The following is a 20,868-nucleotide window of genomic DNA, read 5'->3' on the forward strand; positions in this document are numbered from 1 at the left end:
CAGCCGGGCGCATTCGGCGAAAGCCGGACCGCGCCCTTCTGGCAAGGCCGTAGTTTTCGTAACTGGTGCTGCGGTTACTCGGCAGCGGCCTTTTTCGGCTGGACCTCGGCCATGTAGTCGTTGACCAAATTCTGCGCGATCTCGCCGACCGTGAAGCTGTAGGGTCCGATTTCCGAGACCGGGGTTACTTCAGCGGCGGTGCCGGTCAGGAAACACTGCTCGAAGCCTTCGAGCTCTTCCGGCATGATCGCCCGCTCGATCACCTCATAGCCGCGCTTCTTGGCAAGGCCGATGACCGTGCGGCGGGTGATGCCGTCGAGGAAGCAATCCGGCGTCGGCGTATGGATCTTGCCGTCTTGGACGAAGAATACGTTGGCGCCGGTCGCTTCCGCCACCCGGCCGCGCCAGTCGAGCATCATCGCGTCGGCATAACCGCGCGTTTCGGCCCGGTGCTTGGACAGGGTGCAGATCATGTAGAGACCGGCAGCCTTCGAACGGGACGGCGCCGTCATCGGATCCGGACGGCGGTATTCCGCCATATCCAGGCGAATGCCTCTCATCCGCTCCTCGGGCTTGAAGTAGCTTGGCCACTGCCAGATGGCGATTGCGAGATTGATCCTGTTGGCCTGGGCCGACACGCCCATCATTTCCGAACCGCGCCAGGCGATCGGCCGGACATAGGCGTCCTTAAAGCCCTGCCGTCCAAGCAGATCGACGCAGGCCTGATCGATCTCGGCGACGCTGTAGGGGATCTTGAAGCCCAGGATCTCAGCCGATGTATGAAGACGCTCCGTGTGCTCGGTCAGCTTGAAGATCTCGCCGCCATAGGCGCGCTCACCCTCAAACACCGCACTGGCATAATGCAACCCGTGGGTCAGAACATGAACCTTCGCATCTTTCCACGGAACGAATTCGCCGTTGAACCAGATTTCACCTTCAAGTTGATCAAAAGGTACGGACGCCATCACGTTTCCTCCAGGCGGTATGCCGCCGTGATAATGGTTGTCTGAAGCCGGTGTCGGTGACCGTGGCGCAAGCGCCGGAACCAGGCGGGAGGCAAACGGGCATTGGCAAGCCGGCGGGCAGGGCCAGATTTGCCTCGCGCGCAAATCGAAGCTAGCAATTGCGCCAATTTATGTCAACATAGCTGACATATTCGAAAGGAATAGTCGCTATGAGCCACAGGGGCGCAATCAATGAAGAATCCATTCAAGTTCTCGATCACCCGATGGGGCAGGCCGACGGCGTAGACTTCGAGATCATCGAGCTGCTGTTCTTCGCCTACCGTGACTTCATTTCGGATCCCGACGCGATTCTCGATACCTCCGGTTTCGGCCGCGCGCACCACCGGGTTGTCCATTTCGTCAACCGCGAGCCCGGCCTCACCGTGGCAGCCTTGCTCGACACGCTCAAGATTACCAAGCAATCGCTCGCAAGGGTGCTCAAGCAACTTATCGACTCAGGCTATATTGTCCAGATCGCAGGCCCGGAAGATCGCAGGCAGCGCCGGCTGTTCCCCACGGTCAGGGGGCGCGACCTCGCATTGGCATTGGCAAGGCCACAGTCTTGCCGTATCGCCAATGCAATGGAAGGACTGAACGAAAGTGGGCGTGCAGCGGTCAAGACGTTCCTTTCGGGCATGATCAATTCTGCCAATCGCAGCGGGGCAGCAGACCAGAGCGATGCGAAAGAGGGACAAGACCGATGACCAATTCCTTGCCGGATGATGACGCGGCCCATCTTCTCGTCGTTGATGACGACACCCGCATTCGTGATCTGCTATCGCGCTATCTATCCGAACAGGGATTCCGCGTCACCACCGCCGCCGAAGCCGGCGAGGCACGCCGCAAGCTTGAAGGCATGGACTTCGACCTTCTGATCGTGGACGTGATGATGCCCGGCGAAAGCGGCCTGTCGCTGACCCGCTCGCTGCGCGAGCTCAAGACCGTGCCGATCCTCATGCTCACCGCGCTGTCCGAGGGCGAGGCCCGCATAGATGGGCTGGAGGCCGGCGCTGACGATTATCTCGCCAAACCCTTCAATCCGCGTGAACTGGTTCTCAGGATCAACAACATTCTCAAGCGCGGTGGCCAGCCCGCTACGCCGAAAATCGAGCAGGTGGTGTTCGGCCCCTACACCTTCGTCATTTCTCGCCGCGAACTGAAGAAATCCGGCGAACCCGTCCGGTTGACGGACCGCGAGCGCGAGATCATGGTGGCCTTCGCCGAAAACGCCGGTGAGACTGTCCCCCGCCATGAACTCGTCGGCGCCGACATCGAGGTCGGCGAACGCACCATCGATGTCCAGATCAACCGTCTGCGCCGCAAGATCGAGGACGATCCGGCCAATCCGGTCTGGCTCCAGACCGTCCGCGGCATCGGCTACCGGCTGAGTGTCGAGGCCAAGGTCTAATCAACCGAAATTCACGGCAAAATTGACCGCCGATTCGGACTGGCAGGCACCGCCCCCGGTCCTTGCGGCCCTGTTGGCTGGCTGATCGGATTGCAATTATCAAGGGCCCGGTGCTGTCGAGATCTCTCGCCTCAACCCAAGGCAACCGCGCCCGTTCTGCTGCCAAAAAGCAGAGGGTTGGGTATCATTTCCTTAATTATTTCAATCTAATTCTATGCAAAACCATGGGGAAAATCATGTCAATATTTTCACGTTTCGGAGTGGTCAAAACTGTAACGGTGGTCACAACCGCCATTTTGGTGATCGCACTTACAATCGTCGAGATCGCAGTTCTGTCCAACATCAATTCGCGCATCCAGACGCAGGCGATCGACAGCCAGAACACCAGCCTGCGGACAGCTGCCACGATCGTAGCGCGCGACCTGCCCGGCACTGCGGTAAGCTGGTCCGACGACGGCAACGTCAAGCGGATCGTGATGGACAGCATCCCGAATGAGTTTGAAAGTCACGAGATGATCGACACGATCGGCCGCATGACCGGCCAGACCGCTACGATCTTCGCATGGGACGCCGAGACCAAGGACTTCTGGCGCAAGACCACCAACATCATCAAGCCGGACGGCAACCGTGCAGTGGGGACGCAGCTGGGCCAGAAGGGCGCCGTCTATCCTGTCCTGACCCAGGGCAAGACTTTCCGTGGTGAAGCGGTGATTCTGGGCACACCCTATTACACCATTTACGAGCCGATCTATTCGCCCGCCGGTGACACCATCGGCATTCTTTACGCCGGCGTCCGCTCGGCCGAAATAGATGCGATCGCCAGCGAACTTACCTGGACCATCGGCATCATCGCCGTTCTCGTTTTGCTGGCCGGCACGGCACTCGCCGCATGGGTCAACCGGCAGGTTCTGGGCCGGATTCCGCGCCTCACCAACGTTGCCAACGCCATCGCGGAAGGTAATCTCGAGATCGAGGTTCCCGGTCACGAACAGCGCAACGAGATTGGCTCCCTGGCCCGTTCCTTGACGGTCCTGCGCGACGGCGCGATCGAGAAACTGGCGCTGGAATCAGACTCGATGCGCAGCCGCGAACAGACCGAAGCCGAGCGCCGTGCCCGCGAAGCCGAGAAGGCGGCCCGCGATCAGCAGACGGAAGCCGCCGTTGCCGAACTGGGTACCGGCCTGAGCGAACTCAGCAATGGCAATCTCCAGGTCCGGCTTCAGAATCCGTTCTCTGGCGAGTTCGAAAAGCTGCGCACCGATTTCAACCATGCTGCTGAACGCCTGAGCCACACCATGGCCGAGCTTCGTGGCGAAACCCACGAGATCAACGCCGGCGCATCCGAAATGCAGTCCGCAACCGACGACCTGTCTCGCCGCACCGAGCAGCAGGCCGCATCGCTTGAGGAAACCTCTGCTGCGCTCGATGAAATCACCGCAACGGTTCGCAGCGCCGCCACCCGCGCCGAGGAAGCCCGCGACATGGCCGAGAAGGCACAGAGCAGCACGGTCAATTCGCGTGGTGTCGTGTCCAACGCCGTCGACGCCATGTCGCGGATTGAAGCGGCATCGGGTGAAATCTCCAACATCATCACCGTGATCGACGAGATCGCCTTCCAGACCAACCTCCTCGCCCTCAACGCAGGTGTCGAGGCCGCCCGCGCCGGCGAAGCAGGCAAGGGCTTTGCGGTTGTCGCCCAGGAGGTCCGGGAACTTGCCCAGCGTTCCGCAAGTGCCGCCAAGGACATCAAGGGCCTGATCACCAAGTCCGGTGAGGAGGTCGCAAGCGGCGTCCATCTGGTCAATGAAACCGGTGAAGCCTTGGGCACGATTTCCGAGCAGGTTGCCGCGATCAACGAGCACATCGCCTCCATCGCCACCGCGGCGCGTGAACAGACCACCGGCCTCGGCGAGATCAACAGCGCCGTCAACCAGATGGACCAGGTCACGCAGCAGAACGCGGCCATGGTCGAGGAAGCCACTGCCGTCATGCACAAGCTCGCCGGCAGCGCCCAGAAGCTGGCCGGTATGGTCGACCAGTTCGACATCGGCTCCGGCGCACCGGCCCAGGGCCGCGCCCGGGCCGCCTGAGCCATTACCGCCGCCCTGCAGCCATTGCTGCATCGTGAAGCAGGAGCCCCGCAACCCAGGTTGCGGGGCTTTTCGCTTGCCTCTGGCCCTCCCCTCTTCCCTGCTCCTTCAAAGGACGCGGACCGGGCCATCAATTTCGCTCTCCGCTGTAGCTCTTTGCCCGTCCACCTGGCTATAAAGGCTGTGGCGCGAATTGAACGCGGCGCCAGAGGAGGCGAACCGGGCAACTGACATGACCAGCATGGATTCCATCCGCCGCGAATATGAGCGTTACCCTCCCAACGGGTTTCGGCGCTTTACGCGCTGGTTCACCAAGCGCATACCGACGCGGCTCTATGCCCGCGCGCTGCTGATCATCATCATTCCGATGGTGCTGCTGCAGTCGGTGATCGCCTTCGTCTTCATGGAACGCCACTGGCAGACCGTCACCCAGCGGCTTTCGATGGCCGTGACCCGTGACATCGCCGCCATCATCGATGTGCTCGAGACCTTCCCGCAGGACGCGGCCTATGACGACATCATCCGCATCGCCCGCGAACGGCTCGAACTCAACATCGCCATCGAACCGCCTGGAGACCTGCCCGCCCCGAGGCCGAAACCGTTCTTTTCGATCCTTGACCAGATCCTGTCCGAAGAGATCACCCGCCAGATCCGCCTTCCGTTCTGGATCGACACGGTCGGGAACTCCAACATTGTCGAGATCCGGATCAAGCTCGAGGACAAGATCCTCCGCGTCTTTGCCAAGCGCAGCCAGGCCTACGCATCCAACACCCACATATTCCTGCTGTGGATGGTCGGCACCTCGCTGGTGCTCCTGGTGATCGCCATCCTGTTCCTGCGCGGCCAGATCCGGCCGATCCTGAAGCTCACCCAGGCGGCCGAGAGCTTCGGCAAGGGGCAGCGCATGCCCGATGATTTCCGCCCCCGCGGCGCCGACGAGGTCCGCCGTGCCGGCATTGCCTTCATCAAGATGCGCGAGCGCATCGAACGCCAGCTTGAGCAGCGCACGGCGATGCTTTCGGGTGTCAGTCACGATTTGCGCACCATCCTCACGCGCTTCCGGCTGCAACTTGCCCTTGTCGGCGATGGCCCGGAAATGGACGATCTGAACAAGGACATCGACGACATGCAGTCGATGCTCGACAGCTACCTCTCCTTTGCCCGTGGCGAGGCCGAGGAGGATGTCGGTGCGGTCAGCCTCACCAGCGTCGTCGAAAAGATCGCGGCCGACGGCCGGCTTCGCGGCGCGACAGTAACGGTGTCGGTGGAAGGCGATGACGAGATCAATGTCCGGCCCAACGCCTTCACCCGGCTGCTCACAAATCTGGTGGCCAACGCCTGCCGCCACGCCGATGAGGTTGCCATCGCTGCCAGCAACCGCGGCAGGTGGCTTACTATCGCGATTGACGATGACGGCCCGGGCATTCCCGCCGACGCACGCGAGGACGTGTTCCGCCCATTCTATCGCCTTGATGCGGCGCGCAACCAGGATGAGACCGGGACCGGACTGGGACTGGCCATCGTCCGCGACATCGCCCGCAGCCACGGTGGTGACGTGACGCTGTCCGACAGCGCCATGGGCGGCCTGCGCGCCGTCGTAAGGCTGCCCGCCTAGACGGGGGGGGATGGCGCTCCGGAGCTCGCCTCCGGCTACATCAGCCGCGAACCGTTGGGCACGGCCTTGTCGACCGCAGCCAGCACCACCGCACCGTCATCGTCCATGAAGCCGAGGGTGAGGACTTCCGACATGAACGGACCGATCTGCCGGGGCGGAAAATTCACCACGGCCAGGACCTGGCGTCCGACTAGCGCCTCGGTGGTGTAATGGTCGGTGATCTGCGCGGAAGATTTCTTCTCGCCGATCCCGGGACCGAAATCGATACGCAGCTTGTAGGCCGGCTTGCGCGCTTCGGGAAAGGTTTCCGCAGCAGTGATGGTACCTGTGCGGATGTCGACCTTCTCGAATTCATCCCAGCTGATGGTCTGGCTCATGGGTCTGATCTCTCAACGAACATTCAGCCGGCCAGTTCGCGGGAACGGTCCGCTGCGGCACGCAAGGCACAGTCAAACAGCGGCTGCAGTGCGTCCTCGGCCATCAGCACCGACAGCGCCGCAGCCGTGGTGCCATTGGGCGAGGTCACGTTCTGTCGCAAAGTGGCAGCGGCGTCCGGGGACCGGTGCATCAATTCACCAGCCCCCGTGACGGTCGCGCGTGCGAGGCGCATGGCGAGGTCCGCCGGCAGGCCGCATTTGCGACCCGCCTCAGCCATGCACTCGACGAGATAAAAGACATAGGCAGGACCGCTGCCCGAGACTGCGGTAATGGCGTCGATCAGCGCTTCATCCTCGACCCATTCGACGGGTCCACAAACAGACAGCAGCTTCTCGATTTCATCCTTGGCTTCGGCACTGACCTCAGCATTGGCAACCGCGCCGGTGATTCCGCGACCGACCATGGCCGGCGTGTTCGGGATCGACCGGACCACCGCCCCACCCAGGCGCTGTTCGAAGTAGGCCAGTGTCTTGCCGGCAGCGACCGAGAGGCTGACGGTTCTTGGCCCGACAAGTTTTTTCACACCTTCAATAACGGTATCCATGATCTGCGGCTTGACCGCCAGCATCAGAATACCCGCCGTCACGCCCTCGGGCGCCGCGCTTTCGCACCGCACGCCTGCGGCGGCCAGCCGTGCCGCCATGGCATCGGAGGGCTTGGGATCGATAACCAGAATGGCTGCCGGATCAGTTCCGGCATCGAGCCACCCGTTAAGCATGGCGCCGCCCATGTTGCCGGCGCCGACCAGAACCAGAGGATTGTCGGGAGATACCATCTCAGGCCTCGCCACGGGTCTCGAACATTACTGCGGCAATGGCCGACTTGGCTTCCATCCCCGACCAGACGACAAACTGGAATGCCTGGAAATAGGCTTCGCAGGAATCGAGCGCATTCGACAACAGCACCTCGACCTGGCGGTTGGTAGGCTCCGCCCCGCCTGCCAGCAACAGCGACTGCCGGAAGATGATCACGTGTTCCTGTTGCCACAGGTCGAAATGCCCCATCAGCACCTGGCCGTTGACGTGCGACAACAGCTTCATCACCTCGGTGACGCGGAAATCGGGAACCTTGATGTCGAAGGCGCTGGCAATGTGCAGCGCCTCGCAGTCCTCCATCCAGGAAAACGAGACGTGGTAATCCGTCCAGTGCCCTTCGACCGTCATCGCGATTTCGTGCTCGCCGGACCGCTCGAATGTCCAGTCGTTGGACGCCGCTACGAACTCGATCATGTCCACCGGATTGGAGTGCCGTTCGAATTCGATATTACTGAGATTCATGCCCCACCTAGTCTTATTTCAAGCGCCTGGGATCACACGTCAAACGGCTCCAGACGACACCTCATCCATGCATGATTCATCCGCGTCCCGGGGCGTCCGCACTCGCGACTCCTGCCGGGGCTTTTTGCTGCCCGTTCCGAATCATCATTTAGAATCAGTGTATAAATGCAGAGTCAGAGCGCCAGTCCCCCGGCTGCATTTTGTCCGGCGCATCCTGTGGACCAAGCTGCCAAACAGATTCCGCCGTGACTCATAACTGACTCAGGCAAAAGGCTTTTTGCGCCTCGCCACCCGGTGGATAACCTGTGTAAAAAAAAGTGGGTAAAAACCGCCCGTCAGGCGTTCGCGTGCCGGAGCCTTCCGGCAGCGCGCTGATTTCAGGCGTCGGCCGCGTCCGAGACCGATTTTTGGGAGGACTTTTGCTCCAGCTCATCCAGCCGCTTGGCGAGCGCATCGTTTTCTTCGCGCGCCTTGATCGCCATGTCACGAACCGCTTCATACTCTTCCCGCTTGACCAGGTCCATCGAATTGAGAAGCCGCTCGAGCTGACTGCGCATTACAGTTTCCATTTCGCGCCGGACACCCTGAGCAGCGCCCGCGGCATCCGTCATCACCTTGGCAAGCTCGTCAAGAAGTCTGTTCGATCCGCTGTTCATCGTTCTCATCCCTGTTTTGGGTCAATCCGGCTCTACCGGAAGGTATTCGACACTTTCGAGGTAAGCATTCCAGGCGCGAGTTGCAAGCCAAAGCACACAGCACAAGGCTTGCGCAAAGCCCACATGCCATGCAACAGCAGCGAGTATGGCCGCCTGATCGCTGGAAAAGCTGGTCTCAGGCCATAATTGTAGGTGATCCGGAGAATGCAAAGAGCCGGCATGCAGGAAGGAAATCGCGTTGGAGCAGACTGCCACACTGTTGTCGCTCATGACCTTCCCGGACATTGATCCGGTAATCCTTGCCATCGGTCCGGTCGAGGTCCGCTGGTATGGTCTGGCCTATGTCCTCGGCATCATTCTTGGCTGGCGCTATGCCCGGCGGCTGGTCGAAAACCGCAAGCTCTGGCCTGCTTCCGGTCCGCGCATGTCAGCCCCCGACATGGATGACTTCCTCTTGTGGGCCACTGTCGGCATCGTCGCCGGCGGACGCATCGGCTACATCCTGTTTTATGATTTCGCCGCCGTTGCGGCTGATCCGCTGCGCGCGCTGGAAATCTGGAACGGCGGCATGTCGTTTCACGGCGGGTTGCTGGGAACGCTGGTCGCCATGATTCTGTTTGCCCGCAGCCGCAACATTCCGGTCTTCAACCTGTTTGACGTTGTCTGCGCGGTCGTGCCGGTCGGCCTGTTTTTCGGGCGGTTGGCCAATTTCATCAATGCCGAACTCTGGGGCAAGCTTACCGATGTGCCATGGGCTTTCGTGTTCCCCACCGGCGGCCCGTTCCCGCGGCATCCGACCCAGCTCTACGAAGCCGCGCTCGAAGGCCTGCTGTTGCTGGCGGTTCTGGCCTGGCTGATCTATCGCCGGCAGGCTTTCCAGTACCGCGGCCTGATCTCCGGCTGCTTTGTTGCGGGCTATGCCCTGTCGCGCATTTTCGTTGAATTCTTCAGGGAACCCGATGCCCATATCGGCTATCTCGCCGGCGGCTGGCTGACCATGGGAATGGTCCTGTCGCTGCCGATGCTGGCCGTTGGCTTGTGGGTCATGTCAACCGCCCGGCGGCGCGATTGAAAAAGTCCGGAAAGGTTGCCGCGATGACGCCGCTCACTGAAAAGATCGTCAATCTGATCCAGCAGTCCGGACCTTTGCGGGTATCCGATTACTTTGCACTTTGCCTGTCCGATCCGGATCACGGCTACTACCAGACCCGGGAGCCTTTCGGCCAGGCCGGCGATTTCGTCACCGCCCCTGAGATCTCGCAGCTGTTCGGTGAAATGATTGGCGTGTTCCTGGTCCAGACCTGGCATGCCCAGGGTTCGCCGGCTGACACCCGGATCGTCGAAATCGGCCCCGGCCGGGGCACCCTGATGTCGGATGCGCTTCGGGTGATCGCGCGGCTTGCGCCAGATCTTTATTCCGACGCCACCATTCACATGGTTGAAACCAGCGAACAGCTGCGCGGCGTGCAGCGCCAGACCCTGGTTCGGATCAAACAGCGGATCAGCTGGCATGCCGCCTTTGAAGAGATCCCGGCCGGCTTCACCCTGGTGGTTGCCAACGAACTGTTCGACGCTCTCCCGATCCAGCAATTCGTCAAGACGCCCCAGGGGTTTCGCGAGCGCATGGTCGGCCTCGACGAGACCGGCGCCCTTATCTTCGGCCTCGGGCCGGGAACGCTCGACACCTCCGTGCTGCCCATCGAGGAGGCCCGGGTTCCCGATGGCGAGATCTTCGAGACCTCGCCCGCAAGGACTGCGGTCATGCAGACGGTGGCGGAGAAGATCGTCCGCGATGGCGGCACCGCGCTGGCCATCGATTACGGCCACCTGGTGACCGGTTTCGGCGACACGTTGCAGGCTGTCTACCAGCACGAATTTGATCCGCCCCTGCTGCGCCCCGGCGAAGCTGATCTGACAAGCCATGTCGATTTTCAGGTGCTCGCTGAAACCGCCAGAGCGGCCGGCGCGCACGTCCACCGTCCGCTCACCCAGGGCGATTTTCTGGTCGGTCTTGGCATTCTCGAACGCGCCGGAGCGCTCGGAAACGGCCGGGACAGCTTGACTCAGGCGACCATAAGCGATGCCGTCAATCGCCTCGCGGGCGAAGGCCAGGGACGCATGGGCGCGCTGTTCAAGGTGCTCGCCGTCAGCGGCAAGCCGGTCAAGCTCGCTCCCTTCGACAATCTGTCTGCCTGAGTTGACGAATTGACAGACCGTCCCCAGATGGCCACCATCTGCACGCAGTCTGGACTGTTTTGCGGATTCGGCTCGCCCTCTGGGCCCACGGGAGGACCAAATCATGACCGTTGACCGCAGCGCACCAAAACCGGTGCGGAGCGCAATTCTGGACGAGCTTTCCTCCACCGGGCGGATTGCCCACGGCTTCTTCAGCCGGGCCGGCGGTGTCTCCAAGGGGCTTTACCGCGGACTGAATGTCGGACTTGGCTCCAGCGACGAGCGCACCGATGTGACAGAGAACCGCGCCCGCGTCAGCCGCTGGTTCGGGCTTGGCGACGACCGGCTGGTCACCGTGCATCAGGTGCATTCGCCGCGCGTACAGATCGCCACTTTCGAAAACCGCAACGAACGTCCCCAGGCCGATGCGCTGGTCACCAACACGCCTGGCCTGGTACTCGGCGTGCTGACCGCCGATTGCGGGCCGATCCTGTTCGCCGATGCAGAAGCCGGTGTCGTCGGCGCAGCCCATGCCGGCTGGCGCGGCGCCTTTGACGGCGTGCTGGAAAGCACGCTTGCCGCCATGCAGGACCTGGGCGCGCGGGCTGAGACCACCGTCGCAGTTCTCGGCCCCTCGATCAGCCAGTCCAATTACGAGGTCGGCCCCGAATTCGTCGACCGCTTCGTTGAGGCCGACCCCGCCAATCAGGCCTATTTCGCGCCCTCCCCCAAACCCGGCTATGCCCTGTTCGACCTCAAGCAGTTTACGGTCGACCGGCTGCGCAAGGCCGGCGTGAGAGCCGAGATGCTGCCTGACTGCACCTATGCCGATGAGGAGGCCTGGTTTTCCTACCGCCGCTCCACCCATCGCCAGGAACCCGATTACGGACGACAAATCTCCGCTATCGCCATCAAGGAGGACGCCCATGGCCCTGCATTTTGAACGCGAGGAATACGCCGCCCGCCTGGAAAAACTCACAGCCAGCATGCGCAAGGAGAAGCTCGACGCCATGCTGATGTTTGCCCAGGAAAGCATGTACTGGCTGACAGGCTACGACACGTTCGGCTTCTGTTTCTTTCAGTGCCTGGTTGTCAAGGCCGACGGCAACATGACGCTTCTGACCCGCTCGGCAGACCTGCGCCAGGCCCGGCAAACCTCCAATATCGAGCGTATCGTCGTTTGGACCGACCGCACCAACGCCGACCCGGCGCTTGATCTCAAGAACCTGCTCTCCGACCTCGATCTTCTCGGTGCACGCATCGGTGTGGAATACGACACCCACGGGCTCACCGGAACCAACTGCCGCAAGCTCGACAACCAGTTGCAGAGCTTCGCCGAACTGGTCGATGCCTCCTACGTCGTCAGCCAGCTGCGGCTGATCAAGAGCCCGGCGGAAATCGCCTATGCCCGCAGGGCAGCTGAACTGTCCGACGCAGCACTCGATGCCGCCCTGCCCCTGATCAAGCCCGGCGCCGATGAAGCCGAGATCCTGTCAGCCATGCAGGGCGCGGTGTTCTCCGGCGGCGGCGACTATCCCGCCAACGAGTTCATCATCGGCTCCGGCCAGGACGCGCTTCTGTGCCGCTACAAGGCCGGGCGCAGCCAACTGACGGCCACCGATCAGCTGACGCTGGAATGGGCCGGCTCCTTCGCCCACTATCACGCACCGATGATGCGCACGATCATTATCGGAGAACCCACAGACCGGCATATCGAGCTCTACGAGGCCTGCAAGGAGTCGCTTGATGCGATTACGGCCATACTCAGGCCCGGCACCACCTTCGGAGAGGTCTTCGATGCCCATGCCGATGTGATGGACGAGCGCGGCCTGACCCGGCACCGGCTAAATGCGTGCGGCTATTCTGTGGGCGCACGCTTTACACCGAGCTGGATGGAGCACCAGATGTTCCACGCCGGAAACCCGCTCGAGATCGCGCCTGACATGACCCTGTTTGTCCACATGATTATCATGGATTCCGAAACCGGAACCGCCATGACACTGGGGCAGACCTACCTGACAACCACTGAAGAGCCAGAATCCTTGTCTGCGAAACCGCTTGACCTGATCATCGCGCCGTAGGAACGCAGATCTTGGTTTTGCCCCACTCGCCTGCCCGCCGTCCCACCGCCAGATCCTTTCGGCGATTGACATGTCTGCTCTCGGGATTTCATAACAAAGGGGGAAAACGGGCGGGAAGTATGATGCAGCGCATCGGGATAATCGGGATGACAGGCGCTCTGGCCTTGGCACTTGCCGGATGCAACAGCACCGAGCAGACACTTCAGCCGATTCCCGGTGACCAGTCGGCTTCTGGCGAAAATGCAGCCGCTGTGCCTCCCGGCGGGGTTGATCCGTTCTCGCCGGCAGCGAACCCGGGCGCGACAAGTCCGGCAAATCCGGCACAGCCAAATCCTGCCCAGACGAACCCGGCCCAGACGCAGGCGTTACTTCCCGCCGGACAGATGCGCGGACAGATCCGCTTCATGCCGGTCATTGGCGCGCCCGTGAACGCTGTGACGCCGCTCTCGCGGCAACTGGCTGCGGAAGCACGCAATCGCGGACTGGCAATCCTCAGCGCATCGGATCCGGGTGGCGACCACGTGCTCAAGGGTTATTTTTCCGCCGACAATTTCGATGGCCAGACCACCATCTATTATGTCTGGGACATTCTCGATCCGGCAGGCACCCGGCTGACACGCATTCAGGGCCAGGAAACCTTTGCCGGCGGCTCGGGCGACCCCTGGGCCTCCGTCCCTGCCAATGTGATGGAACAGATCGCAACCCGCACCCTGTCCGATTATGTCGCCTGGCGCGGACTCTGACACCCTCCGCAATGTGCCTTGCCGGCGTCACTCGCAGAGAAGTTTAACAGAAAAATTACGCCCACAGCCGATGCGTGCTTGCAATCAGCAAAACCCCCGCTAAAAAGCGGGCCAACGGGTTGGCGCCCCGTCCTCCTGCGTGATCCTGCGCGGGCTGCGACGCGGCCAAAAAACAGGCGGTCCCAAATGAAGGTTTTCGCGGGAAACTCGAACCGGCGTTTGGCAGAGTCCATTTGCAAATATCTCAATGTGCCTCTGGGCAAGGCAAGCGTCCGTCGCTTCGCCGATCAGGAGATCTTCGTCGAGATCCAGGAAAACGTGCGCGGCGAGGATGTCTTCATCCTGCAGTCCACCTCCTATCCGACCAATGATCACCTGATGGAACTGCTGATCATGATCGACGCCTTCCGGCGGTCGTCGGCCAAGCGCATCACCGCGGTGCTGCCCTATTTCGGCTACGCCCGCCAGGACCGCCGCGCATCGGGCCGCACACCGATTTCGGCCAAGCTGGTGGCCAACCTGATCACCGAAGCCGGTGCGGACCGGGTTCTCACCCTCGACCTTCACGCCGGCCAGATCCAGGGTTTCTTCGACATTCCCACCGACAACCTGTTCGCCATTCCGGTGATCGCCCGTGACATCAAGGCCCATTACGAGCTGGAAAACGTCATGGTGGTCTCGCCGGATGTCGGCGGCGTGGTCCGCGCCCGCGCGCTCGGCAAACGGCTTGGCGCGATGCTCGCCATCGTTGACAAGCGCCGTGACCGGCCCGGTGAATCCGAAGTCATGAACATCATCGGTGAAGTCAGCGGCAAGGATTGCATCCTGATCGATGACATCGTCGATTCCGGCGGCACGCTCTGCAACGCCGCCGAAGCGCTGCTCAACAATGGCGCCAATTCCGTGACCGCCTACATCACCCACGGGGTGTTGTCTGGCGGCGCCGTGGCCCGCGTTTCCTCGTCGAAGCTCAAGGAACTGGTTATCACCGACTCGATCCAGCCGACGCAGGAAATCCAGAACGCGCCCAACATCCGGGTTCTGTCGACGGATGCGCTGATCGGCGAAGCCATCAACCGCACCGCTGCCGAACAGTCGGTCTCCTCCCTGTTCGACTGACGCCTCTCAGAACCCGGCATTCGACCGGGTTCCAAGCACGCCAATTTCCGATTGCGCCGACGGTTCAGGCCAGCAGTGTCACTGCAATTCCGGCCAGGGTGGAAGCGCCGAGCACCGCAAACAGGTTGACGTGAAAGCGCAGCAACGCCACCCCCGCTGCAAGGGCGATGGCAAGCGCGCCCGGATTGAGCGTTGCAATCTCGGGCACCGGCAGGGTGAAGGGCCCGAACACGGCCTCCCCGACGCTGGCAAACAGCACATTGAGTGCGAACCACGCCGCGAGATTGGCGATGACACCAACCACTGCGGCAGTGATCGCGGCCAGACCGGCTGAAAGCCATCTGACCGAGCGCAACCGCTCGATATGCGGCGCCCCGGCGAAGATCCACAAAAAGCACGGTGCGAAGGTGAAGAACAGCGCCAGCATTCCTCCAATCAGCCCGCCCGCAAGCGGATCCACCCCCGCTTCCCGTGCGCCGCCAAGAAAGCCGACAAAGACCAGCACCAGAATCAGCGGCCCCGGCGTGGTTTCGGCCAGCCCGAGGCCCGCCAGCATGTCGCCGGGCACCAGCCAGCCATGTACTTCGACCGCCTGCTGCCCGACATAGGCAAGCACCGCGTAGGCGCCGCCAAAGGTGACGATCGCCGCCTTCGAGAAGAACATCGCCATGGCGGAAACGGCGTCGGGGACGCCGGGCATCACCAGCAACACGCCCAGAGGCAGAAGCCAGATAGCCCCCCAGACCAACACCGTGCGGAATGTCGGCCCGGCCAGCGCCGTCACCCCGGAATCCGCAGGCGCACTGCCAGGCCCGGCTCCAACCGTAGGGTCTTGCTTGCCCAGCAGTGAGGCGAGGATCCCGAGCAGCCCTGCGCCCAGCACGATCAGCGGAAACGGAAGCTTCAGAAACGCGATCCCCACGAATGCCGCGCCCGCCAGACCCCAGGCAAAACGTGATTTCAGTGCCCGTCTGGAGACCTTGATCAGCGCCTCCAGCACGATCGCCAGCACTGCCGCTTTCAGCCCGAACAGCACGCCGGCCACAACCGGAAGATCGCCATAGTAAAAATAGGCCGCCGACAGTCCCATGATAATTGCAAAACCCGGCAGGATGAACAGCAACCCGGCGAGCAACCCGCCAGCGACACCGCGCAGCAACCAGCCGGCATAGGTCGCCAGCTGCATGGCTTCGGGCCCGGGCAGCAACATGCAGAAATTCAGCGCATGCAAAAACCGCGACTCGTCTAGCCACGGCCGTTCATCGACCAGTTCGCGATGCATCAGCGCGATCTGGCCGGCAGGGCCGCCGAAGGACAATAGTCCGATGCGGCCAAAGACCCGGAACATCTCGGACCAGGAGGGAGCAAATACGGAACTCATGATGCAGCTTTCCCCGAGGCCGGAGTATGAATTTTACCGGTAGCATGACGGCACCACGCATAGAGCGCGTCGTAAATCACCATGCTCTTTTCCAGCAGTGCCAGATCATCCTTTTTCGAAGATGACAATCCCAGCGCAATCGCCAGCAGCCCTGCCGCTTGCCGCGCCTGCTCAAGTTCGCCCGTGTCCGCCGCGCGGACGATCCGCGCCAGATGCCGCAGCGCCATTTCCTCGATTCCGAACAGATCCAGTAGCGTATCGACGCTGCACGAACTACCGGTGTCGCCGCGGCGAGTATAGGTCACGCCACCGACATCAAACGGGATCGCCCCCATTTCCCTGGCAATATCGACCACCCACTCTTCTTCGACGAAATGAAATTGCGCCATTGGATCGATGAACCGGCGCACCATCCAGGCGAACGCCATGCAGCCGGGTGCGGGGCTCTCCCGGGCAATCCACCACGTCGGCTCCGGCAACAGCAGCGGCACGCCCGGTCCCCTCCGCTTGAGCACCATGCCGCCCGCCTCTTCATAGGCATTGATCCCACCTTCCAGATAGCTTGCGTCAATACCCATGGCTCGCAACCGCGCCACCGCCAGCTGGCTGACATTGTGCCCGTGCACGCAGTAGACAATGATCGGTTTGCCGAGCCGTGCGAGATCAGGCCCCCAGATTTCGCTCTGCATGTGGTCGCGCCAAACAGATCCTGCAATCGCGCGTGCCTCGTCCTCGAACTTGGCGCGCCGGCTCGCGGCAACGACCGTCGGCCAGCTGCTGGTGCCGGACAGGCTGGAAAGGTCCTGGGCTGAGATTGATTTGGACATGGTGATCCCCTTCGCATAGCTACGAAGGGCGGAACTTGGGCTCACGCCTGCAACGGGGAGTCCACCCGTAACCCCGTGCTGTGTTTCTAGGTCAGGTTTTCCGGCCACGCAAGCCGGGGCGAGGGCAGCAGCCCCAAGCCTTGCATTCGCCCGGCTGCTCGGCTATAGCGGCCACGTCCGTGCAGACACCCTTGGAGGCACCGCGGATGAAGCGCCGTCATTCTTGATTGGGACGGCGCTTGATGTTTTTGGGGACCCGCACATTGAGGGGACCGGAAAGCAGCCTTGATTAGAACCTCGAAAGGTTATGCCATGAGCAATGCTTCATATGAGCTGAAGGCCGAGGCGCGCACACAGGTTGGTAAGGGGTCCGCCCGTGAACTTCGCCGCAACGGTTTGATTCCTGCTGTCATCTACGGTGACAAGAAGGACCCTGTTTCCATCGCGCTCTCGCGCAAGGATGTGACCAAGAAGATCCACGACGGCGGTTTCATGACCACCCTCGTGACCATTGAAGTCGACGGCAAGAAGCACTCCGTGCTGCCGAAGGACTATCAGCTTGACCCCGTCCGTGACTTCCTGATGCACGTCGACTTCCTGCGCGTGTCGAAGAACACCCAGGTGACGGTTGAAATTCCGGTGCACTTCGAAAACGAAGAGAAGTCTCCCGGCCTCAAGCGCGGCGGCGTTCTCAACGTCGTGCGTCACACCGTCGAGTGCCACTGCCCCGCCAACGCGATTCCGGATGCGATCACCATCGATCTTACCGGTCTTGAACTCGGCGCCGGCATCCACATCTCGCACGTCACGCTGCCCGAGGGTGTTGAGCCGACGATCACCGATCGCGATTTCACCATCGCCACCATCGCATCGCCTGCTGGCCTGAAGAGCGACGACAATGCCGCTGGCGGCGATGACGACGCAGACGAATCAGCTGAAGGCGACAGCGAGGAATAAGCTGTCCCTCATCGTTATTGAGGAACTGGATCCATGTTGCTGATTGTTGGCCTTGGAAATCCCGGATCTCAGTACGCCAGGAACCGGCACAATGTCGGCTTTATGGCGGCGGACACAATTGCCCGCCGCCATTCGTTTTCCGGGTTTTCGAAAAAATTCAAGGCCGAGATCGCCGAAGGCACGCTGGCCGGCGACAAGGCGCTCATCATCAAACCCATGACCTTCATGAACCTGTCGGGTGACAGCGTCGGCGAAGCCATGCGGTTCTACAAGCTCACGCCTGCCGATATCGTGGTCATCCATGACGAGCTCGACATTGCGCCGGGCAAGCTGAGGCTCAAGACCGGCGGCGGCAATGGCGGCCACAACGGCCTCAAATCCATCGACGCCCATTGCGGCAAGGACTACAAACGCCTGCGGATCGGCATCGGTCACCCGGGCCACAAGGACCGCGTCAACCCGCATGTGCTTGGCGATTTCGCCAAGGCCGATCAGGACTGGCTGCAGCCCTTGCTCGACGCCATCGCCGACAATGCCGAACTGATCGCCAAGGGCGATGATGCGGGTTTTCTCAACAGGATCGCGCTCGCCACCGGCACCGCAACGCCAAAACCGGCCAAACCCGCCCGCCAGGCAGACGAAGGGGCAGCCAAAAAGGCCCCGGCCAAGCAGCCCGCCGGCCGCTCGCACATCCATCAGGCGCGCCAGGGCAAGCCAAACCTGCCGGCCTCGGGCCCGATGGCCGATATGCTCAAGAAGCTGCTCGGCAACAAGGACTGAGATCGCCGCCTGCAGGTAGTCGGCGCGTCGTTGCAGCGCGGGTCTTCGCCGACCCACCTTCACACGATCGTCATTCCGGGTTGATCTGCCTGTTTGCTAGTCTGGCCTCCCGATACCTGGAGGAGACCGGAAATGACCATGCTAAGAACTGCGACAAGGCTCATCACCTTGTTTTGTATGGCGCTGCTGGCTCTCGCCAGCCTGGCGCTGGCTGCCGAGCAGAACCTCGGCTCCGGCGGTATCGCAATCCAGGGCTATGACCCGGTTGCCTATTTCATCGACAACAAGGCGGTGCCCGGCAGCCCGGACATTACCTTGACCCATGACGGCGCCACCTATCGGTTTGCCTCTGACGAACACAGGGCGGCCTTTGAGGCCAACCCGGGCCAATACGTGCCGCAATATGGCGGCTACTGTGCCTATGGCGCGGCGCAGGGCTACAAGGCTTCGGTGGAACCGGACCAGTTCACCATCGCCGACGGCAAGCTTTATCTCAACTACAACGCCAGTGTGCGTGCACGCTGGAACGAGGATCAGGCAAACTACATCAACAAGGCTGATGCCTACTGGTCGACGCAGTAAATCGTCTCAAAGCTCAGCGACGCGCTGCCAGAACAGCTCGGCAAACGCCCCTGCCCCGGTTTCGATAAGCTGCGCAAAGCCGAGTCCGGCACCCTCGACGAACAGCATCGCCGCCAGCCCGCCCAACACGGTGAAAATCACCGACAGCCGAAGATTCTTCCCGCTGTCGAGCCGGTAGTACCCGGCGTCGTCGAACACGGTTCCCCAGAAATAGTCGGCCCAGCCATAGTCGCTGGAAACCATGATGTTAACTGCTGGGGTGTCGGACAGCTTGTCGGGGAAGACGTTGAATACCGCCCGGCAGACATGCGCGAGCGCTCCCAAAAGCGCGAAGATGACGCCGGCGGCGGCAAAATGCCGGGTGGCAAGCCCGGTTTCCATGGCGCGCACTGCCGGTGCGATCTCACCCCTTGTCGCACAGAAACCTTGCAGCCCGGTTGACCGCTCAAAAACCCGCGGGGCTTGACCCTGAGGGCCCTTTCCCGCATAGCCAGCGGCAACTCCCCTTTCAGACACGAGACGAGCAAATCCATGGGTTTCAAATGCGGTATCGTCGGGCTGCCCAATGTCGGCAAGTCCACCCTGTTCAACGCGCTGACACGCACCGCCGCCGCCCAGGCAGCGAACTACCCGTTCTGCACCATCGAGCCCAACACCGGCGAGGTGGCGGTGCCCGATCCGCGGCTGAAGAAGCTTGCCGCAATCGCGAGCTCGAAGGAAATCATTCCGACCCGCATTTCCTTTGTCGACATCGCCGGCCTGGTCCGTGGCGCGTCCAAGGGCGAAGGTCTCGGCAACAAGTTCCTCGCCAACATCCGTGAAGTCGACGCCATCGTGCATGTGCTGCGCTGCTTCGAGGATGATGACATCACCCATGTCGAAGGGCGGATTGATCCGGTCGGCGACGCGGAGACGATCGAAACCGAGCTGATGATCGCCGATCTCGAAAGCCTCGAGCGCCGCGCCGAGCAAGCCCGCAAGCGCGCCACCGCCAAGGACAAGGACTCCCTGACGGTGCTGCCGATGATGGAAGCCTCGCTGAAGCTGCTGCAGGACGGCAAGCCGGTCCGCACCATGCTGAAGGATCTGGCCGACGAGGATCTGGCTATCCTCAGGGGGCTCAACCTTCTGACCTCGCACCCGGTGCTTTACGTCTGCAACGTCTCGGAGGAAGACGCTGCCACCGGCAATGCCCACACCGAGGCGGTGGCGAAAATGGCTGCCGCACAGGGGGCGGAAACAATCGTGGTTTCCGCCGCCATCGAATCCGAAGTCGCGCAATTGCCCGACGAGGAAGCGAAGGAGTTTCTCGGTGCCCTTGGCCTTGACGAAGCCGGTCTCGACCGGCTGATCCGCGCCGGCTACAGCCTGCTCGACCTGATCACCTATTTCACCGTCGGCCCGAAGGAAACCCGCGCCTGGACGATTGAGCGCGGCACCAAGGCACCCGGCGCCGCCGGTGTCATCCACACCGATTTCGAGCGCGGTTTCATCCGTGCCTTCACCATTGCCTATGACGACTACATCACGCTGGGCGGCGAGGTTCCGGCCAAGGAAGCCGGCAAGGCGCGCGATGAAGGCAAGGAATATGTCGTCCAGGACGGTGACGTCATCCATTTCCGCTTCAACACCTGAGGTCTGGAGCAACCGGGCAGCCAGGCCAGCCCCCCGGGCTGCCGGTTCCAGAGATAGCGCCGCTCCAATCGCACATACGGCTTGCAAGGGCACGCGGCAG

22 protein-coding genes are annotated in these 20,868 nt (G+C 61.9%); 14 read left to right on the plus strand and 8 right to left on the minus strand.

The features are described 5' to 3' along the window. Positions 1 to 74: 74 nt before the first annotated feature. Positions 75 to 965, minus strand: a complete 891-nt coding sequence (locus tag CRO46_RS04795; RefSeq protein ID WP_097105513.1) for a branched-chain amino acid aminotransferase — start codon at positions 963 to 965, stop codon at positions 75 to 77. A 263-nt stretch (positions 966 to 1,228) separates the two neighbouring features. Here CRO46_RS04795 and CRO46_RS04800 point away from each other — a divergent pair, with 263 nt between their 5' ends. The 4 genes from CRO46_RS04800 (at position 1,229) to CRO46_RS04815 (ending at position 6,117) form a co-directional block, all read left to right on the plus strand. Beyond that, a complete protein-coding gene (locus tag CRO46_RS04800) occupies positions 1,229 to 1,708 on the plus strand; it encodes a MarR family winged helix-turn-helix transcriptional regulator (protein ID WP_244577806.1) in 480 nt (159 codons plus the stop codon). Next, positions 1,705 to 2,412, plus strand: coding sequence for a response regulator (locus CRO46_RS04805; protein WP_097105516.1), 708 nt, complete (start codon positions 1,705 to 1,707; stop codon positions 2,410 to 2,412). The genes CRO46_RS04800 and CRO46_RS04805 overlap by 4 nt, the downstream gene beginning before the upstream one ends. Positions 2,413 to 2,648: 236 nt before the next feature. Then, positions 2,649 to 4,502, plus strand: a complete 1,854-nt coding sequence (locus CRO46_RS04810; RefSeq protein ID WP_097105518.1) for a methyl-accepting chemotaxis protein — start codon at positions 2,649 to 2,651, stop codon at positions 4,500 to 4,502. 232 nt (positions 4,503 to 4,734) lie between these two features. Further along, positions 4,735 to 6,117 carry an ATP-binding protein gene (locus CRO46_RS04815; RefSeq protein WP_097105521.1) on the plus strand — a complete coding sequence of 461 codons (1,383 nt, stop codon included), beginning with the start codon at positions 4,735 to 4,737 and terminating at the stop codon, positions 6,115 to 6,117. A gap of 35 nt (positions 6,118 to 6,152) precedes the next feature. Here the strand turns inward: CRO46_RS04815 and CRO46_RS04820 are convergent, their stop codons facing one another. The 4 genes from CRO46_RS04820 to CRO46_RS04835 all read right to left on the minus strand — a co-directional run bounded on the left by CRO46_RS04820 (position 6,153) and on the right by CRO46_RS04835 (position 8,488). Beyond that, on the minus strand, positions 6,153 to 6,494 hold the full coding sequence (locus CRO46_RS04820) for a tRNA-binding protein (RefSeq protein ID WP_097105522.1): 342 nt from the start codon (positions 6,492 to 6,494) through the stop codon (positions 6,153 to 6,155). 23 nt (positions 6,495 to 6,517) lie between these two features. Further along, complete coding sequence (proC, locus tag CRO46_RS04825; RefSeq protein ID WP_097105525.1) at positions 6,518 to 7,330, minus strand: pyrroline-5-carboxylate reductase; 813 nt, start codon at positions 7,328 to 7,330, stop codon at positions 6,518 to 6,520. A gap of 1 nt (position 7,331) precedes the next feature. Next, a complete protein-coding gene (locus tag CRO46_RS04830) occupies positions 7,332 to 7,832 on the minus strand; it encodes a type III secretion system chaperone family protein (RefSeq protein ID WP_097105527.1) in 501 nt (166 codons plus the stop codon). Between the two features lie 377 nt (positions 7,833 to 8,209). Continuing rightward, positions 8,210 to 8,488, minus strand: a complete 279-nt coding sequence (locus CRO46_RS04835; RefSeq protein WP_097105529.1) for an accessory factor UbiK family protein — start codon at positions 8,486 to 8,488, stop codon at positions 8,210 to 8,212. Positions 8,489 to 8,726: 238 nt separating this feature from the next. Here CRO46_RS04835 and lgt point away from each other — a divergent pair, with 238 nt between their 5' ends. From lgt to CRO46_RS04865, 6 genes are all read left to right on the plus strand, one after another. Next, positions 8,727 to 9,560, plus strand: coding sequence for a prolipoprotein diacylglyceryl transferase (gene lgt, locus CRO46_RS04840; RefSeq protein ID WP_179758953.1), 834 nt, complete (start codon positions 8,727 to 8,729; stop codon positions 9,558 to 9,560). Between the two features lie 23 nt (positions 9,561 to 9,583). Beyond that, entirely contained in the window at positions 9,584 to 10,684 is a 1,101-nt protein-coding gene (locus CRO46_RS04845) for a class I SAM-dependent methyltransferase (protein ID WP_097105531.1), read from the plus strand. A 103-nt stretch (positions 10,685 to 10,787) separates the two neighbouring features. Next, positions 10,788 to 11,606, plus strand: a complete 819-nt coding sequence (gene pgeF, locus CRO46_RS04850; RefSeq protein ID WP_097105533.1) for a peptidoglycan editing factor PgeF — start codon at positions 10,788 to 10,790, stop codon at positions 11,604 to 11,606. Further along, positions 11,590 to 12,744: a M24 family metallopeptidase gene (locus tag CRO46_RS04855; protein ID WP_097105535.1), complete on the plus strand. Its 1,155-nt coding sequence runs from the start codon at positions 11,590 to 11,592 to the stop codon at positions 12,742 to 12,744. Before pgeF ends, CRO46_RS04855 begins: the two co-directional genes overlap by 17 nt. A gap of 146 nt (positions 12,745 to 12,890) precedes the next feature. Then, positions 12,891 to 13,487, plus strand: a complete 597-nt coding sequence (locus tag CRO46_RS04860) for a hypothetical protein (RefSeq protein WP_143438960.1) — start codon at positions 12,891 to 12,893, stop codon at positions 13,485 to 13,487. A 186-nt stretch (positions 13,488 to 13,673) separates the two neighbouring features. Next, a complete protein-coding gene (locus CRO46_RS04865; protein WP_097105539.1) occupies positions 13,674 to 14,606 on the plus strand; it encodes a ribose-phosphate pyrophosphokinase in 933 nt (310 codons plus the stop codon). A gap of 64 nt (positions 14,607 to 14,670) precedes the next feature. On the opposite strand, the gene chrA is transcribed toward CRO46_RS04865, so the two are convergent. After that, the gene (chrA, locus tag CRO46_RS04870) at positions 14,671 to 15,987 is read right to left on the minus strand and encodes a chromate efflux transporter (protein ID WP_097105541.1); all 1,317 of its coding nucleotides are present in this window, start codon (positions 15,985 to 15,987) and stop codon (positions 14,671 to 14,673) included. Next, positions 15,984 to 16,814 carry a chromate resistance protein ChrB domain-containing protein gene (locus CRO46_RS04875; protein ID WP_097105543.1) on the minus strand — a complete coding sequence of 277 codons (831 nt, stop codon included), beginning with the start codon at positions 16,812 to 16,814 and terminating at the stop codon, positions 15,984 to 15,986. Before CRO46_RS04875 ends, chrA begins: the two co-directional genes overlap by 4 nt. A gap of 312 nt (positions 16,815 to 17,126) precedes the next feature. Between CRO46_RS04875 and CRO46_RS04880 the strand changes: the two genes are divergently transcribed. The 3 genes from CRO46_RS04880 (at position 17,127) to CRO46_RS04890 (ending at position 19,133) form a co-directional block, all read left to right on the plus strand. Beyond that, positions 17,127 to 17,771: a 50S ribosomal protein L25/general stress protein Ctc gene (locus tag CRO46_RS04880; RefSeq protein WP_097105545.1), complete on the plus strand. Its 645-nt coding sequence runs from the start codon at positions 17,127 to 17,129 to the stop codon at positions 17,769 to 17,771. Positions 17,772 to 17,804: 33 nt separating this feature from the next. Then, a complete protein-coding gene (gene pth / locus CRO46_RS04885; protein ID WP_097105547.1) occupies positions 17,805 to 18,551 on the plus strand; it encodes an aminoacyl-tRNA hydrolase in 747 nt (248 codons plus the stop codon). 132 nt (positions 18,552 to 18,683) lie between these two features. Beyond that, the gene (locus CRO46_RS04890; protein WP_097105549.1) at positions 18,684 to 19,133 is read left to right on the plus strand and encodes a YHS domain-containing (seleno)protein; all 450 of its coding nucleotides are present in this window, start codon (positions 18,684 to 18,686) and stop codon (positions 19,131 to 19,133) included. 6 nt (positions 19,134 to 19,139) lie between these two features. Here the strand turns inward: CRO46_RS04890 and CRO46_RS04895 are convergent, their stop codons facing one another. Further along, complete coding sequence (locus CRO46_RS04895; protein ID WP_097105551.1) at positions 19,140 to 19,514, minus strand: hypothetical protein; 375 nt, start codon at positions 19,512 to 19,514, stop codon at positions 19,140 to 19,142. A gap of 150 nt (positions 19,515 to 19,664) precedes the next feature. Between CRO46_RS04895 and ychF the strand changes: the two genes are divergently transcribed. Beyond that, positions 19,665 to 20,768 (plus strand): redox-regulated ATPase YchF, encoded by a 1,104-nt coding sequence (ychF, locus tag CRO46_RS04900; protein WP_097105553.1) that lies wholly within the window; start codon positions 19,665 to 19,667, stop codon positions 20,766 to 20,768. The last annotated feature ends 100 nt before the right edge of the window (positions 20,769 to 20,868 follow it).

Source organism: Parahoeflea halophila (assembly GCF_900220985.1).
Classification (GTDB): Bacteria; Pseudomonadota; Alphaproteobacteria; order Rhizobiales; family Rhizobiaceae; genus Hoeflea; species Hoeflea halophila.

Coding starts and splice junctions, on each gene's coding strand:
- CRO46_RS04855 (WP_097105535.1), top strand. CDS start 11,590: ATGGCCCTGCATTTTGAACGCGAGGAATACGCCGCCCGCCTGGAAAAA.
- CRO46_RS04865 (WP_097105539.1), top strand. CDS start 13,674: ATGAAGGTTTTCGCGGGAAACTCGAACCGGCGTTTGGCAGAGTCCATT.
- CRO46_RS04805 (WP_097105516.1), top strand. CDS start 1,705: ATGACCAATTCCTTGCCGGATGATGACGCGGCCCATCTTCTCGTCGTT.
- chrA (WP_097105541.1), bottom strand. CDS start 15,987: ATGAGTTCCGTATTTGCTCCCTCCTGGTCCGAGATGTTCCGGGTCTTT.
- CRO46_RS04795 (WP_097105513.1), bottom strand. CDS start 965: ATGGCGTCCGTACCTTTTGATCAACTTGAAGGTGAAATCTGGTTCAAC.
- CRO46_RS04880 (WP_097105545.1), top strand. CDS start 17,127: ATGAGCAATGCTTCATATGAGCTGAAGGCCGAGGCGCGCACACAGGTT.
- CRO46_RS04890 (WP_097105549.1), top strand. CDS start 18,684: ATGACCATGCTAAGAACTGCGACAAGGCTCATCACCTTGTTTTGTATG.
- CRO46_RS04815 (WP_097105521.1), top strand. CDS start 4,735: ATGACCAGCATGGATTCCATCCGCCGCGAATATGAGCGTTACCCTCCC.
- ychF (WP_097105553.1), top strand. CDS start 19,665: ATGGGTTTCAAATGCGGTATCGTCGGGCTGCCCAATGTCGGCAAGTCC.
- pgeF (WP_097105533.1), top strand. CDS start 10,788: ATGACCGTTGACCGCAGCGCACCAAAACCGGTGCGGAGCGCAATTCTG.
- CRO46_RS04800 (WP_244577806.1), top strand. CDS start 1,229: ATGGGGCAGGCCGACGGCGTAGACTTCGAGATCATCGAGCTGCTGTTC.
- CRO46_RS04835 (WP_097105529.1), bottom strand. CDS start 8,488: ATGAACAGCGGATCGAACAGACTTCTTGACGAGCTTGCCAAGGTGATG.
- CRO46_RS04830 (WP_097105527.1), bottom strand. CDS start 7,832: ATGAATCTCAGTAATATCGAATTCGAACGGCACTCCAATCCGGTGGAC.
- CRO46_RS04845 (WP_097105531.1), top strand. CDS start 9,584: ATGACGCCGCTCACTGAAAAGATCGTCAATCTGATCCAGCAGTCCGGA.
- CRO46_RS04895 (WP_097105551.1), bottom strand. CDS start 19,514: ATGGAAACCGGGCTTGCCACCCGGCATTTTGCCGCCGCCGGCGTCATC.
- CRO46_RS04820 (WP_097105522.1), bottom strand. CDS start 6,494: ATGAGCCAGACCATCAGCTGGGATGAATTCGAGAAGGTCGACATCCGC.
- CRO46_RS04875 (WP_097105543.1), bottom strand. CDS start 16,814: ATGTCCAAATCAATCTCAGCCCAGGACCTTTCCAGCCTGTCCGGCACC.
- pth (WP_097105547.1), top strand. CDS start 17,805: ATGTTGCTGATTGTTGGCCTTGGAAATCCCGGATCTCAGTACGCCAGG.
- CRO46_RS04810 (WP_097105518.1), top strand. CDS start 2,649: ATGTCAATATTTTCACGTTTCGGAGTGGTCAAAACTGTAACGGTGGTC.
- proC (WP_097105525.1), bottom strand. CDS start 7,330: ATGGTATCTCCCGACAATCCTCTGGTTCTGGTCGGCGCCGGCAACATG.
- CRO46_RS04860 (WP_143438960.1), top strand. CDS start 12,891: ATGACAGGCGCTCTGGCCTTGGCACTTGCCGGATGCAACAGCACCGAG.